The following is a 13,307-nucleotide window of genomic DNA, read 5'->3' as shown; positions in this document are numbered from 1 at the left end:
CGACTGCGGTATTGCCATCCTTTTGCCGCGGTCACATATAAGGCTCCCCTCCCGTCCACTGGGCGAGAGGGGAGCCTTTCTTTGTGTTGGGACTGTCTGACCGGTCGTTTGTCTCGATCTGTAACAGGTAGGGCCGATTTCGGACGTTAGATGTTACAGATCGAGACGGTTCCGCTGAGCTAACCATTTCATCTAAATCTGTAACACCAAAGGTGAATTTCAGCTGCTAGATGTTACAGATCGAGATTGACCCAAGGGGGGCCGGTATGTCTCAATCTGTAACAGCTGGGACCGTTTTTACCGAGTAGTTGTTACAGATCGAGATTGTTTGGCCGAGTTGGGTCGCAGGGTAACGTGCGGGCACAAAAAACGGAGCCGTGTTGCCACGACTCCGTTTCTCAAGAGGATGGGTAAGGGAAGCGAAATTAGCTCAGGTGCCAAATCTCGTCGTTGTACTGGGAGATCGTGCGGTCAGACGAGAAGGTGCCGGCGTTGGCGATATTGATGAGCGTCTTGCGCATCCAGGCGTCCTGGTCCTCGTAGTCGGCCAACACGCGCTCCTTGGTCTGGATGTACTCCTCGATGTCGAGCAGGGCCATAAACCAGTCCTTGCCCTTAATGTCATCGTGCAGGCGCTGCAGGCGCTCGACGTTGCCGGTCGCCATAAAGGCCGGGTTGGTGATGAAGTCCACCAGCAGTTTAATGCCGGGCTTGCGGTAGAGCACACCGGCGTCATAGGTGCCGTCGGCATAGAGCTGCTCGACCTGTTTGGACGAGGCACCAAAGGTATAGATATTCTCGTCGCCCACGAGCTCGGCAATCTCCACGTTGGCGCCGTCGAGCGTGCACAGGGTTAGGGCGCCGTTGAGCATGAACTTCATGTTGGAGGTGCCGCTCGCCTCCTTGGAGGCCAGGCTGATCTGCTCGGAGATATCAGCGGCGGGGATCACGCGCTCGGCGGCGGTGACGTTGTAGTTCTCGATCATGACGACCTGCAGGTAGGGAGCCACGTCGGGGTCGTTTGCAATCCACTGCGACAGCGTCAAGATCAGATGGATGATGTCCTGCGCGATAGTGTAGGCAGGCGCCGCCTTGCCGCCAAAGATGATGGTGACGGGGTGCTTAGGTCTGTTGCCGTTCTTGATATCGAGGTACTTCCAGATGATGTAGAGCGCGAGCATCTGCTGACGCTTGTACTCGTGGATGCGCTTGACCTGGACGTCGATGATGGCGTTGGAGGGAATGGTCACGCCCTGCTCGAGCGCCATGAACTGGCGCATGATGGCCTTGGCTTCGACCTTGGTGGCGGCCAGGCGCTCAAGAACGTCCTTGTCGTCGGCGAACTTGGCGAGTTTGCTCAGATCGCCGGTGCTGCGCCAGTCGGTGCCGATCACATCGTCGAGCAGGCTGGCGAGCGCGGGGTTAGCGCCATGGATCCAGCGGCGGAAGGTGATGCCGTTGGTCTTGTTGGAGAACTTCTTGGGATAGATCTCGTAGAACGGATGAAGCTCGGTGTCCTCCAGGATCTTGGTGTGGAGGGCGGCTACGCCGTTGATGGAGAAGCCAAAGTGGATGTCCATGTGGGCCATGTGGACGGTGTCGTGCTCGTCGATGATGGCGACGCGCGGGTCATCGTGCTCGGCCTTCGCGATCTCATCGAGCTTGACGATAATGTCGGCGATGGCAGGGGAGACCTTCTGCAGGCTGGCGAGCGGCCACTTCTCGAGCGCCTCGGCAAGAATCGTGTGGTTAGTGTAGGCGACCATGGAGCGTACAATGGTCACGGCCTCGTCAAACTCGACGCCATGCTCGGTGGTGAGCAAGCGAATGAGCTCGGGGATGACCATGGTGGGGTGCGTGTCGTTAATTTGGACCACGGCATAGTCGGCCAGATCGTGCAGGTTGCTGCCGCGCTCGACGGCCTCGTCGATCAGGAGCTGGGCGGCGTTGCTCACCATGAAGTACTCCTGATAGATGCGAAGTAGGCGGCCCTGCTCGTCGGAATCGTCGGGGTAGAGGAACAAGGTGAGGTTCTTGGCGATCTCGGTCTTGTCGAAGTCGATGGAGCTGCCGGGGACCAGGCCGTCGTCGACGCTCGCCAGGTCGAACAGGCGCAGGCGGTTCTTGGTGGGCTGGCCGTAACCGGGCACATCGATGTTGACGAGCTTGGAAGTAACGGCAAAATCGCCGAACTCGACGGTGTAGGAGCGGTCATCGTCGACTAGGATGTCCTGCTCACCGAGCCACTCGTCGGGGACGGCCTTCTGCTGGTTGTCGACAAAGCGCTGACGGAACAGACCGTAGTGATAGTTGAGGCCCACGCCATCGCCGGTCAAGCCCAGCGTGGCGATGGAATCCAGGAAGCATGCGGCCAAGCGGCCCAGGCCGCCGTTGCCGAGTGACGGCTCGACCTCGAACTCCTCGATCTTGTTGAGGTCGTGGCCTGCGGCGGTGAGCTGGTCCTTAACCTCGTCGTAGATGCCGAGGTCGATCATATTGTTGATGAGCAGCTTGCCGATCAAAAATTCGGCGGAAATGTAATAGAGCTTTTTCTTGCCGTTGTTGAGCGGGCGGGCGGCGGAGCGCTCCTGCACGAGTTTGACCAGCAGCTTGTAAATGCGACGGTCGTCGAGCTGCTCGAGCGAGGTGCCAAAAGACTGCTCGGCGAGTTCCATGAGGTTAATTCGGGGCATGTTTTCTCCTGTGATGGGTTGTTTCATGTCTGCAATTCATAAGAAGCCCGCGCGAGGGGATTGGGGTGGCCTCGCGCGGGAAAAGCAAGCGCGTCCGCACGGTGGGGAGGGGTCGGGCGCGGTGGCTCCTATTGAGGAAGCTCGATTTCGGCTTCCGACGGGATGCGGAAGTAGGTCTCGGTCCAGTCGGTGAGTTTGTGCTCGAGCTCGCGGGTGATGGCGCCGTCGAGCATGCGCCAGGTCCAGTTGCCGCCCAGCGTGGCAGGGGTGTTGATGCGCGCCTCGTTGCCCAAGTTGAGCAGGTCCTGCATGGTGTAGATGCACGTGTCGCTCACGCTGGCGGCGATGGTGCGATTGAGTGCATCTGCCATGGGTTCGCCGGCTTGCTGATGGGTGTACAGGGCTGCCTGCTCGCGCTGACGCGGGGTGGCCGTTCTCTCAAACCAACCGCGCGCCGTCTCGTTGTCGTGGGTGCCCACATAGGCGACGGTGTTGGCGATGTAGTTATGCGGCAGGTAGTACGAGTTGGTGCCCTCAAAGGCAAACTGCAGGATCTTCATGCCGGGGAAGCCCGAGTTGTCGCGCATGTCGATGACGCCGGGGGTGAGGAAGCCCAGGTCCTCGGCGATGATGGGCAGCGTGCCGAGCTTTTCCTCGAGCGTCTTGAAGAACTTGAGGCCGGGACCCTGCGTCCACGAACCGTAGGACGAATCGGGCGAGGAGAACGGCACCTCCCAATAGGCCTCGAAGCCGCGGAAGTGATCCAGGCGGATGACGTCGTACATGTCGAGGGCGGCGCGAATGCGGCCCTCCCACCAGGAGAAGCCGTCGGACTCCATGGCGTCCCAGTCGTAGATGGGGTTGCCCCAGTACTGGCCGGTGGCCGAGAACTGGTCGGGCGGCGTGCCGGCGACGCTCACGGGATTGCCGGCGGCGTCGATCTTAAAGAGCTCAGGCGTCGCCCACATCTCGACGGAGTCACGCGAGACATAGATGGGCAGGTCGCCGATGATGAGAATGTCGCGCTCGTTGGCATAGGCCTTGAGGCGGCTCCACTGGCGATCGAAGAAATACTGCGTCATCTGGTGGTAGAGCATGCGCTCGGGATGGGTGGCGCAGACCTTGCTGGATGCCTCGCCGCGGCGGCGGAGCTCCTCGGGCCACTCCCAAAAGGCTTTGAGTCCGCACTCCTCCTTCACGGTCATAAACTCGCAGTAGGGAATGAGCCAGTCCTCGTTTGCCTGGATAAAGTCGTCGAAATCGGCCGGCTTGTCGGCAGCAAAGCGCTCAGCGGCTCGATCGAGAATCTGACGGCGGCCAACAAAGATGGCACCGTAGTCGACGTTGCTGGGGTCGGAACCAAGGAAGACGCCGTCGATGTCACGCTGCTCCAGATAGCCGGCTTCGATAAGCTCGGCAAAGTCGATCAAGTTGGGGTTGCCTGCGCGGGCCGAGAACGACTGATAGGGCGAATCGCCATAGCTGGTCGTCGTAAGGGGCAGGATTTGCCAGTAATGTTGTTTGCACGAGGCGAGAAAATCGACAAAGTCGTAGGCATTCCAGCCAAAGCCGCCGATTCCGTATGGTCCGGGCAGAGATGAGACGGGCATGAGGACGCCGCTTGCACGCTCCATGAATGCGCTCACCAACCTTCTTGTTGTGGGGTCGGCCTGCCGATGGGTGTGCAGTCCGCCTCCGATGTTCTGATTCGATACACCTATTGTATACATGTTGTTTAAACATGTATAGGCAAGATAAAAAAGTTGGTCGATTTTCGGCGAATGGTTACATGCCATGAAAAAGCCCCGGTCTCACATCGTGAGATCGGGGCAAGAACGGTATGTAGGTTTTTGCTACTCGGCGTCGGCGAAGCCGTTGGGGTTGTGGCTCTGCCAGTTCCAGCTATCGCGGCACATGTCCGCGATGTCGTACTGTGCCTTCCAACCCATCATGCGCTCGGCCTTGGAAGCGTCGCACCAGTTGGCGGCGATGTCGCCGGCGCGGCGCTCGCGAATCACGTAGGGCAGCTCTTTGCCACAGGCCTTGGAGAAGGCTGCGACAACCTCGAGCACCGAGGTGCCGGTGCCGGTGCCCAGGTTGAAGATCTCGACGCCGGTCTTGCCGTTCATCCAGTTGAGAGCGGCCACATGGCCCGATGCCAGGTCGCACACGTGGATGTAGTCGCGCACACCGGTGCCGTCGGGGGTGGGGTAGTCGTTGCCAAAGACCTGAACGGCCTCGAGCTTGCCCACGGCAACCTGCGCGACATAGGGCACCAGGTTGTTGGGGATGCCCTTGGGGTCCTCGCCGATCAGGCCCGAGGGATGGGCGCCGATGGGATTGAAGTAGCGGAGCAGCACAACGTCCCACTCGGGATCGGCGGTGTGAACGTCCATAAGGATCTGCTCAATCATCCACTTGGTCCAGCCATAGGGGTTGGTCGCGGGCTTCTTGGGGTCTTCCTCGGTGACGGGCGGGTTATCCGGATCGCCGTAGACGGTCGAGGAGCTCGAGAAGATGATGGACTTGCAGCCATGGTTGCGCATAACGTCGACGAGCACCAGGGTGTTCTCGATGTTATTGTGATAGTATTCGACGGGCTTGCTCACCGACTCGCCGACGGCCTTAAAGCCGGCGAAGTGGATGACGCGGTCGATCTGATGGGTATCGAAGATCTTGTTCATGGCATCGCGGTCGAGCACGTTGGCCTCGTAGAAGGTGAGGTTCTTGGCGGCCTCGTCGCCCACGATGGTCTTGACACGGTCGACGGCGACGGCGCTGGAGTTGGAGAGGTCGTCGACGATGACGACCTGGTAGCCACCCTCGAGCAGCTGAACGACGGTGTGCGAGCCGATAAAGCCGGCGCCACCGGTTACGAGGACGCAGGTGTCTTTGGGGTCGAGTGCTTTGGACATGTAGTCTCCTATCGAATCAGGAACACTTCCTGAGGGAGTATAGCGCAGGCAGGGGCACCCAAAACGTGCAGGGCAGGAAAAGCAGACGAACATGCTAACGTACTCATGGAAATGTTTGGCGTGGGTATAACCTTGACTTTAACGTTTGCATACGAGCCGCCGACCATGGGGTTTGCTGCCGTTCGTGGAAATCGTTGGGACGCGTCGGATGTACGCTAATATGTATGAGTTGAGCGACATATAAATAAACATGTAACGGAGTAGATATGTCACCAAACAGCGATTCCATCCTTTCCCAGGAGCTTTCGCGTCGCACTGCCCTCAAGGCCTTGTTCGGCGCCGCTTCTGCAGCCGTTCTTTTTGGTCTGCCCGCTCGCGCCCATGCTGCGGAGGCCACCAAGGAAACCACCGACAAGCTCAATGCGGCTCAGGCTCAGCTTGACGAGGTCCAGGCCCAGCTCGACAGCATCGCAAATGAATACGCGGCGCTGGCCAACAAGAACGCCCAGACCCTCAACGATATCGAGAGCGTACAGGGCCAGATTGACAGCACGCAGGCGCAGATTGACGAAAAGAAGGCCGAGCTCAAAAAGAAGCGCGGCGATCTTTCCGATCGCGTTTCCGCCAGCTATAAGTCGGGCGGCACCAACATCCTGTCGCTGCTGCTCGCCTCGGGCTCGTTTGAGGAGCTCGTCGCCAATGCGCACTATGTTGAGAAGATCAACAAGAGCGACCGCGACGCCATCGAGGATATCCAGACCATCCAGAAAGAGCTCGATACGCAGAAGTCCGAGCTCGAGTCGCAAAAAGCCGACTTGGAGAAGCTTAAGGACCAGCAGACTGCCCAGATGCAGGACATGCAGGCCAAGCAGCAGGAGGTCCAGACGGTTCTGAACGGCCTCTCCGACGATGTCAAGGAGCTCATGGCCCAGCGCGATTCCGAGATTCTCGCTGCCGCCCAGGCTGAGGAGGCTGCCAAGAAGGCTGCCGCTGCTGCGGCTGCCGCAAACAAGAACAATTCCTACTCGGGTGGTTCGAGCTCGGGTGGCGGATCGTATGCGCCCGGAAATCCGCAACAGAATGCCGGCTCGGGCAAGCAGCAGGCTGTCGTCAACGCATGCTACTCCACGCCTTCGCCTGGCCTGAACTGGTGCGCCGCCTGGGTCACCAACGTCTTCCGCAACGCCGGCGTGGGCTACTTTGGCGGCAACGCGTGCGACATGTTTAACGCCTGGTGTTACAGCTCCGATCGTTCGGCGCTGCAGGTGGGCATGATCGTGGCCGACTCGTCGCACAGTGGCACCGGTATGCCGGGTCTGCTGTACGGACACGTGGGCATCTATGTTGGCGGCGGCATCGTTATGAGTAACGAGGGCGCCATCACGTCGAGGTCGCTTGACTCGTTCATTAGCTTTTACGGCACTGGCTCTGGCGTGCGCTGGGGCTGGCTTGGCGGTATTGCGCTGTCGTAGCTGCGGCTTGGTCCGGGACAGTCCGAGAGGCATAAGGTTGCCTGCTCGGGCAGTCCTGCTCGCGCGGAGAGCACATTAAGTGCTCTCCGGCTCGTGCGGAACTCGCGATCAACCTTATGCCTCTCGGACTGTCCCGGCCCTCACGGGTCCTGAGCACGACACACCGGACTGGGTTATCTGAATAAATATGGTGAAGGCCCCTTTTGGGGCCTTCTTTTTATAAAAATTCGCCTACTCGGTGGACTTCGGGTTCTAGGTCTACGCCGAATTGGTCTTTGACGGTTGCTTGGATGTGGCGGATGAGTTCGTCGACGTCGGCGGCGGTGGCGTGGTCGGCGTTGACGATGAAGCCGCAGTGCTTTTCGCTCACCTGGGCGCCGCCGACAGCGTGGCCGCGCAGCCCGGCGTCCATGATGAGCTTGCCGGCAAAGTGGCCCTCGGGGCGCTTGAAAGTGGAGCCGGCGCTCGGCATGTCGAGCGGCTGCTTGTCCTCGCGGCGTTGGCGGTAGTCGTCCATGTCGGCCTTGATCATCGCGGCGTTGCCCGGGGCGAGATTGAAGGTGGCCGAAAGCACGATGAAGCCGTCGTCGGCGATGCGGCTCTTGCGATAGCCCAGATTGAGCTCGTCGACATCGAACTCGATGATGCTGCCGCTACCGCGGGTGCCGTCGTCGAGCGCGCGGGCGGGCTTATAGACGCGCACGGACTCCAAAACATCGGCCATGCAGGCACCGTAGGCGCCGGCGTTCATGTAGCAGGCGCCGCCGACCGATCCGGGGATGCCCGAGATGGGCTCCATGCCGGTGAGGCAGGCTTCGGCTGCCGTGGCCGCAACATCCGAAAGCAGCGCACCGGCTGCCGCCGTGACGTGCGTGCCATCGACGGTGATGTCGGAGAGGCCTTCGCCCAGCTCCACGACGACACCACGGATGCCCTTGTCGCCAACGAGCAAGTCGGAGCCGTTGCCCACGATGGTGAGTGGCAGATCGCAGCGATAGCAGGTATCGAGCGTGGCGACGAGGCCCTGCTCGGTGTCGGGTGTGACAAAGACATCGGTCGGGCCGCCGATCTTAAACGTGGTGTGCTCGCGCATGGGCTCGCTCATGAGTACGTTGTCCTCGCCGGCAACGCCAGCGAGCGCGCAGAGCAGGTCCTCGTTAAAAAAGTCGTTCTCGTGCATGCGAATATCCGCCTTTTGGTGGTCGTTGTCATCAATCGATTGCAATATACCCCACCTGGACGGATTTGGTGCGCTGGCGGCGATAAAACAGCCGTCCACCGGATTGGTAAAGTGTTTATCACCGAGGTAGATGGGCAGTCGCTATACTTTCAAGAGATTGCGCGTAAACCCGAAAGGAGCGAGATGGCCAACAAAGTCACCCTCAAGCAGATCGCCCAGGAGGTGGGGCTTTCTCCTTCGTCGGTCTCGCTTGTTCTCAATAATCGGCCCTGTCGCATTTCGGAAGAAAACCGCAAGCGCATCAAGGAGGTCGCGGCGCGCAACCACTATGTTCCTAACCAGATCGCGCGCAGCCTGGTCATGCGCGAGTCGCGCACACTGGGCCTTATCGTTCCCAACATCGAGAGCCGCTTTTTTGCCTCGCTTGCCGGCAGCTTGGAAAAGCGCTGCCGCGAGGACGGTTACGCGCTCTTTATTACCAGCTCGGGTGGAAGCGCCGATGACGATTTGGAACTGCTGCGCCAGCTGGTGACGCGCGGCGTCGATGGTGTCTTCCTGGTGGTAGGCGACGAGTTCTCGGACGACCGTGCCCTGCGCGAAGAGGTCAGCCATCTGCCTATCCCTGCCGTGATGGTCGACCGTGCCATTGAGGGGCTCGAGTGCGACAAGGTGATGTTCGACCACGAGATGGGCGGCTACATGGCCACGCGGTATCTGATTGAGCAGGGTCATCGCCGCATCGCCTGTCTGGTTAACGCGCGTCGCTCCAATACGGGCCGCAAGCGACTTGCTGGCTATGAGCGCGCACTGCGCGAGGTGGGACTGCCCATCGACGCGCGCCTGGAGTTTGAGAGCGAGTACTACATTCCGAGCGCCTACGAGGCCTCGGAGGCGGTGCTCGCAACCGACGCCACTGCCGTGTTCGCAAGCTCGGACAACATTGCCCTCGGCTTGCTCAAGCGCTTGCACGAGATGGGGAAGAGCATCCCGGGCGACATCTCGGTCGTAAGCTATGACAACTCGGCCGCCGACGTTCTCTTTGAGCCAGCGCTGACCGCCATTGAGCAGGATCCTGGTGTCCTCGCGGAGCATGCTTTTGGCTGCATGTCCAAGCGTCTTGCCGGTAGGGGCAGTAGACGTGCCGAAGAGGTCGTTCTGGAGCCGGCGCTTATCGTGAAGGGCAGTGTGCTTGACCTTACCGAATATAGTTAAGCGCACTTGTTTGTTTGCATAGATTGCATGCGGAGTGTCCGCTATTTGCCGGCGGGGCCGGGGTGCCTGCTTTGTTTTGAGAAGTTCGCGAAGCCCACCTCTCAAAACAAAGCAGGCACCCCGGCCCTCGTCCGTAAGCTCTTCCGCTGGGCGAGCCATAGACGCCGCGCACCGATCTACTAAAGCATGAGCTTGAAATTGGTGCTATATTCGGCTTGAGTTGTTTAATGCTAGTACGGGAGGCTGATATGGGGCTGTTCAAGAAGAAAAACCCGCAGGATGCCTTTGATCCCGATGTGTTTACCATCACGGATACGATTTTGGACCCGCCGCGGTTTACGTTTTTGCCGGCTATCTACCAGGATGCCACGCGTCGCAAGTGGGCCGTGCATCAGCGCGGCGGCGAGCCGAAGATTTTTGACTATGCGGACGTGTTGCAGTGCGAAGTGGCCGAGGCGGGCGATCCGGAGGCCGAGGAAGTGGTCTCAAAACAGGAATTTGCCCAGCGTATCCTGGCAAATCCTGCCAAGGCGGCGAAAATGAATGCCGCCAAGCGTAATATGTGTCTTGGTATGGGCGTTGTTGTGGCGGTTCAGACGGGAAAAGACGAGGTTTCCAAATTAGAGATTCCCGTTATGACCGACGAAGTTAAACGCGATTCAAGTCTATATAAGTCGTATCGGAATGTCGCCGAGAAGATCAAGGCCGAATTTGATGCCATGGGAGGGCTGGCCTAATTTTGGCGGCATACGTTTCTGAATGAGGAGTCTGTGCAATGGCAGGCGAATCTTATGCAATTCCCCCCAAAGATCGTGCTGTTGAGGGAATTCTTTGGTATATCCAGCACCATCAGCTTGCCGGCGGTGATCGCCTGCCGGCCGAGCGCGTGCTGTGCGAAGAGATTGGCGTTTCGCGTACGGCGTTGCGTGCCGGTATCACGCGGCTCATCTCGTGTGGAACGCTCGAGAGCCGTCGCGGATCGGGTACGTATGTGTGTCCTCCCAAGCCGCTGAACATCTTCCAGGAAACGTATAACTTCTCCGATGCTGTGCGGACTGCCGGCCTGCACCCCTCTTCTCGTCTGGTTTCCACCGGGACTATCGAGGCGGATGAGGCGCTTGCCGACAAGCTTGGGGTGTCCGTAGGCGCTCCTTTGCTTCGCATGCAGCGCGTTCGACTTATTGAGGGCGAGCCGGCGTCAATCGAGACGGCTCACGTTAACCTGTCCCTGTGCCCATCGCTTATCGAGCACGATTTTGAGTGCGAGAGCCTTTACGATGTCTTGCTCAAAGAAGGTGGCGTGCGTGTTGAGCATGGACGTGAGCATATCTCCATCTCGCGTTTGAACGCCGAAGAGGCCGAGCTGCTCCAGCAAGAAGAGGGAACGCCGGTGTTCTATGAGAGCACGATCGAATTGGATAAGGACATGCGTTTTGTGGAGCATTGCAAGTCTGTGATTTTGCCCACAAAGTTCCGCTTTGCCGATAACGGCGAAGAGAACGGCATGAGGAGCGTGGCAGGTGAACAATGGCTGAAACAGTAGATGCCACCCCGGTCTATATGCGCATTCGACGCCGCATCGAGGAACGTATCGAGCGCGGTATATATCCCACGGGTTCCATGATTCCGTCCGAAAAAGACCTCGCCGAGGAATTTGGTACGACACGCTTGACCATCCGAAGCGCTGTCGATGAGCTGGTTCGTCGCGGGCAGATTCGCCGTGTTCGGGGAAAAGGTGCCTTTGTGGCACAGAAAGTACCTGCTTTTTTTGAACGCACGGGCGGTTTCCGTGAATCGGTCCGTGCTTCGGGCGGCGAACCGTCCGTCCGTATTCTCGCGCGTTCCAAGCGTTATGCGGGGCCATACTACGCCGACCTGTTTGGCATCGCCGAGGACGACCTGCTCTATTCCATTCGACGCCTGAACTGCATAAACGGTAGCCCCGTATCGATTGAGACGGCGCTGATTCCCTGCCTGCTGTTCCCAACCATCGAAGATATTGACGTGTCGGTCTTCAGTTTGTACGAGACCTATGAGATGCTGGGCCGAAAGCCAGTCATGGCGCAGGAAAAGCTCAATATCGAAGCGCTGGGCGCACGAGATGCCGGCCTGCTTGGACTGGAGCAGGGCGATCTTGCCTTGACGCTGGAGTGCGTAAGCTTCGATGCGAGCGGCCAAGCGATCGAGTACGTCAAGTCGTTTAACCGCGGTGATGCGGGTGGATATACCTATACGTACTAGCTGGTGTTTTGTGAATAACGGTTGGGAAACTAACTAGTTTTGATCGTTGGGTCAGCTGTATATACAACCTTACAGGGCTCAAAATCGACCGTTCGCCGAAGGGGATAAATTAATCGACAAAGAGGTATCAAAAAGCCGTAACCTGTAACTGTGATTGGTATCAAATACTAATGATTTGTAACGAGGTGAGACGATGAAGATGCTCGATTACGTTCAGCTTGCCCATGTGCGCATGGGGGAGAACCTCGAGCGTTCGTCTGAGCTGGTAGCGCAGCTCGTTGATATTTTCCAGTCCGGTTCTTTTGACGCACTGCGCGTCGTTGCTTCGGGTTCGTCGCGCCATGCCGCCGATTGCACCCGCGATTACCTGCAAGATGCGCTGCAGATGCAGGTGTCCGTTGTGACGCCCGAGGCCTTCGTCGATTTTGAACACACCTATCCGCGGCATGCGCTCAACATCGCCGTCTCGCAGAGTGGCTATTCGACCAATACGATTGCGGCGCTCGATTACATGCGCGCACACGATATGGCTGCAGTTGCGCTCACGGCAAACGTCGAGGCGCCCATCAAGGAGCACGCTGACATCGTTCTTGACTACGGTGTGGGCGTCGAGTCGGTGGACTTTGTGACTCTGGGCGTTGAGGTTCTCGTTGAGTACCTGGTGCTCTTTGGTATCTACGGCGGTCAGGCGCGCGGAACGATTGACGCCAAGGGCGTTGCCCAGCGTCTTGACGACCTGCGCGAGGCTATCCATGCCAATGCCGTGATGTGCAAGACCGCCGAGGCATATGTCCAAGAACACATGCTCGAGCTTTCTGAGCACACGCCCGCCATGGTCGTCGGCAACGGCCCCAACTACGGTGTTGCCGAGGAGGCAGCGCTCAAGCTGAGCGAGACCATCAAGATTCCTGCCATGCATCACGAGGGCGAGGAGTTTGTTCACGGTCCCGAGATGCAGATCGTTCCGGGCTATCTGGTGTTTATCGTCGACGATCCGCAGGGGTCGGAGCGTCTTGCGAATATCGCCGATGCGCTATCGAATGTTACGACAAAAACGGTGCTGCTCACGGCCCATCCCAAGGGTAGGGCTCACGAGGTTGCGGTGCCTCAGGTGGCTCCGCTGCTCAGCGCAATTCCCAATCTTGTGTTCTTCCAGACGATTGCGGCAATGATCGCCGAGCGTCTGAAGTCATGGGACGTGCACCCGTATCTCGATGCCGTCTCCAAGCAAATGGAGGTCAAGGCAGAGGGCTACGAAGAGTCAGTCAATGCGCTTAAGGCCAAAGCGGCTGAGTGTTACGGAATGTAAGCGGGTTTTGATGCCCGTTGGCATGGGGGATGTGGAAACAACCCCAGAAAGGAGAGACAAATGAAGGAAACCGAGAAGATCGAGATCATGCATTTCGACCAGGAGGGCTACCTCGAGGACGGCAAGGCGCTCTACGAGACCGGCAAGAAGATGACCGCGCTCGCCGACAAGGTCGCCGACGAGGGCTACGACGCCGTGTTCCTGATGGGCGTCGGCGGCACCTGGGACGAGCTCATGCAGCTCGAGTACCTCATGAACAAGTTCGGCGACCGCGACCTCGAGGTC

10 protein-coding genes and 1 pseudogene are annotated in these 13,307 nt (G+C 58.9%); 7 read left to right on the top strand and 4 right to left on the bottom strand.

Translation table 11 applies throughout. From position 1 onward, the window contains the following. Window positions 1-425: 425 nt before the first annotated feature. The 3 genes from glgP to galE form a co-directional block, all read right to left on the bottom strand. On the bottom strand, window positions 426-2,693 hold the full coding sequence (gene glgP / locus GDJ93_RS03955; protein WP_226812452.1) for a glycogen/starch/alpha-glucan family phosphorylase: 2,268 nt from the start codon (window positions 2,691-2,693) through the stop codon (window positions 426-428). 128 nt (window positions 2,694-2,821) lie between these two features. After that, window positions 2,822-4,339 (bottom strand): 4-alpha-glucanotransferase, encoded by a 1,518-nt coding sequence (gene malQ / locus GDJ93_RS03950; RefSeq protein WP_226812451.1) that lies wholly within the window; start codon window positions 4,337-4,339, stop codon window positions 2,822-2,824. 207 nt (window positions 4,340-4,546) lie between these two features. Continuing rightward, window positions 4,547-5,608: a UDP-glucose 4-epimerase GalE gene (gene galE / locus GDJ93_RS03945; protein WP_117770533.1), complete on the bottom strand. Its 1,062-nt coding sequence runs from the start codon at window positions 5,606-5,608 to the stop codon at window positions 4,547-4,549. A 266-nt stretch (window positions 5,609-5,874) separates the two neighbouring features. On the opposite strand from galE, the gene GDJ93_RS03940 reads away from it, so the two are divergent. Next, window positions 5,875-7,080: a coiled-coil domain-containing protein gene (locus GDJ93_RS03940; RefSeq protein WP_152067824.1), complete on the top strand. Its 1,206-nt coding sequence runs from the start codon at window positions 5,875-5,877 to the stop codon at window positions 7,078-7,080. Window positions 7,081-7,297: 217 nt separating this feature from the next. Here GDJ93_RS03940 and murB read toward each other — a convergent pair whose 3' ends face one another. Continuing rightward, window positions 7,298-8,260, bottom strand: coding sequence for a UDP-N-acetylmuramate dehydrogenase (gene murB / locus GDJ93_RS03935; protein ID WP_152067832.1), 963 nt, complete (start codon window positions 8,258-8,260; stop codon window positions 7,298-7,300). Window positions 8,261-8,443: 183 nt separating this feature from the next. Between murB and GDJ93_RS03930 the strand changes: the two genes are divergently transcribed. The 6 genes and pseudogenes from GDJ93_RS03930 to GDJ93_RS03905 form a co-directional block, all read left to right on the top strand. Continuing rightward, window positions 8,444-9,472 (top strand): LacI family DNA-binding transcriptional regulator, encoded by a 1,029-nt coding sequence (locus tag GDJ93_RS03930; protein ID WP_152067823.1) that lies wholly within the window; start codon window positions 8,444-8,446, stop codon window positions 9,470-9,472. A gap of 248 nt (window positions 9,473-9,720) precedes the next feature. Further along, the gene (locus GDJ93_RS03925) at window positions 9,721-10,209 is read left to right on the top strand and encodes a hypothetical protein (protein WP_152067822.1); all 489 of its coding nucleotides are present in this window, start codon (window positions 9,721-9,723) and stop codon (window positions 10,207-10,209) included. 38 nt (window positions 10,210-10,247) lie between these two features. Next, window positions 10,248-11,015, top strand: a complete 768-nt coding sequence (locus tag GDJ93_RS03920; protein ID WP_138374553.1) for a GntR family transcriptional regulator — start codon at window positions 10,248-10,250, stop codon at window positions 11,013-11,015. Continuing rightward, on the top strand, window positions 11,000-11,713 hold the full coding sequence (locus GDJ93_RS03915) for a GntR family transcriptional regulator (RefSeq protein WP_152067821.1): 714 nt from the start codon (window positions 11,000-11,002) through the stop codon (window positions 11,711-11,713). The genes GDJ93_RS03920 and GDJ93_RS03915 overlap by 16 nt, the downstream gene beginning before the upstream one ends. Before the next feature lie 193 nt (window positions 11,714-11,906). Next, the gene (locus tag GDJ93_RS03910) at window positions 11,907-13,022 is read left to right on the top strand and encodes an SIS domain-containing protein (protein ID WP_152067820.1); all 1,116 of its coding nucleotides are present in this window, start codon (window positions 11,907-11,909) and stop codon (window positions 13,020-13,022) included. Window positions 13,023-13,082: 60 nt separating this feature from the next. Beyond that, window positions 13,083-13,307: pseudogene (locus GDJ93_RS03905) on the top strand (SIS domain-containing protein); the annotation flags it as partial.

Origin of the sequence: Collinsella aerofaciens (assembly GCF_902501475.1) — a bacterium.
GTDB lineage: Bacteria > Actinomycetota > Coriobacteriia > Coriobacteriales > Coriobacteriaceae > Collinsella > Collinsella aerofaciens_AL.
The sequence above is the reverse complement of the archived record's forward strand: the minus strand, read 5'-3'. Positions and strand labels throughout refer to the sequence as shown.

Bases quoted from the DNA above. Each gene is read 5' to 3' on its own strand.
- GDJ93_RS03915 (WP_152067821.1), top strand. From the start codon at position 11,000: ATGGCTGAAACAGTAGATGCCACCCCGGTCTATATGCGCATTCGACGC.
- galE (WP_117770533.1), bottom strand. From the start codon at position 5,608: ATGTCCAAAGCACTCGACCCCAAAGACACCTGCGTCCTCGTAACCGGT.
- GDJ93_RS03910 (WP_152067820.1), top strand. From the start codon at position 11,907: ATGAAGATGCTCGATTACGTTCAGCTTGCCCATGTGCGCATGGGGGAG.
- GDJ93_RS03925 (WP_152067822.1), top strand. From the start codon at position 9,721: ATGGGGCTGTTCAAGAAGAAAAACCCGCAGGATGCCTTTGATCCCGAT.
- murB (WP_152067832.1), bottom strand. From the start codon at position 8,260: ATGCACGAGAACGACTTTTTTAACGAGGACCTGCTCTGCGCGCTCGCT.
- GDJ93_RS03930 (WP_152067823.1), top strand. From the start codon at position 8,444: ATGGCCAACAAAGTCACCCTCAAGCAGATCGCCCAGGAGGTGGGGCTT.
- GDJ93_RS03940 (WP_152067824.1), top strand. From the start codon at position 5,875: ATGTCACCAAACAGCGATTCCATCCTTTCCCAGGAGCTTTCGCGTCGC.
- glgP (WP_226812452.1), bottom strand. From the start codon at position 2,693: ATGCCCCGAATTAACCTCATGGAACTCGCCGAGCAGTCTTTTGGCACC.
- GDJ93_RS03920 (WP_138374553.1), top strand. From the start codon at position 10,248: ATGGCAGGCGAATCTTATGCAATTCCCCCCAAAGATCGTGCTGTTGAG.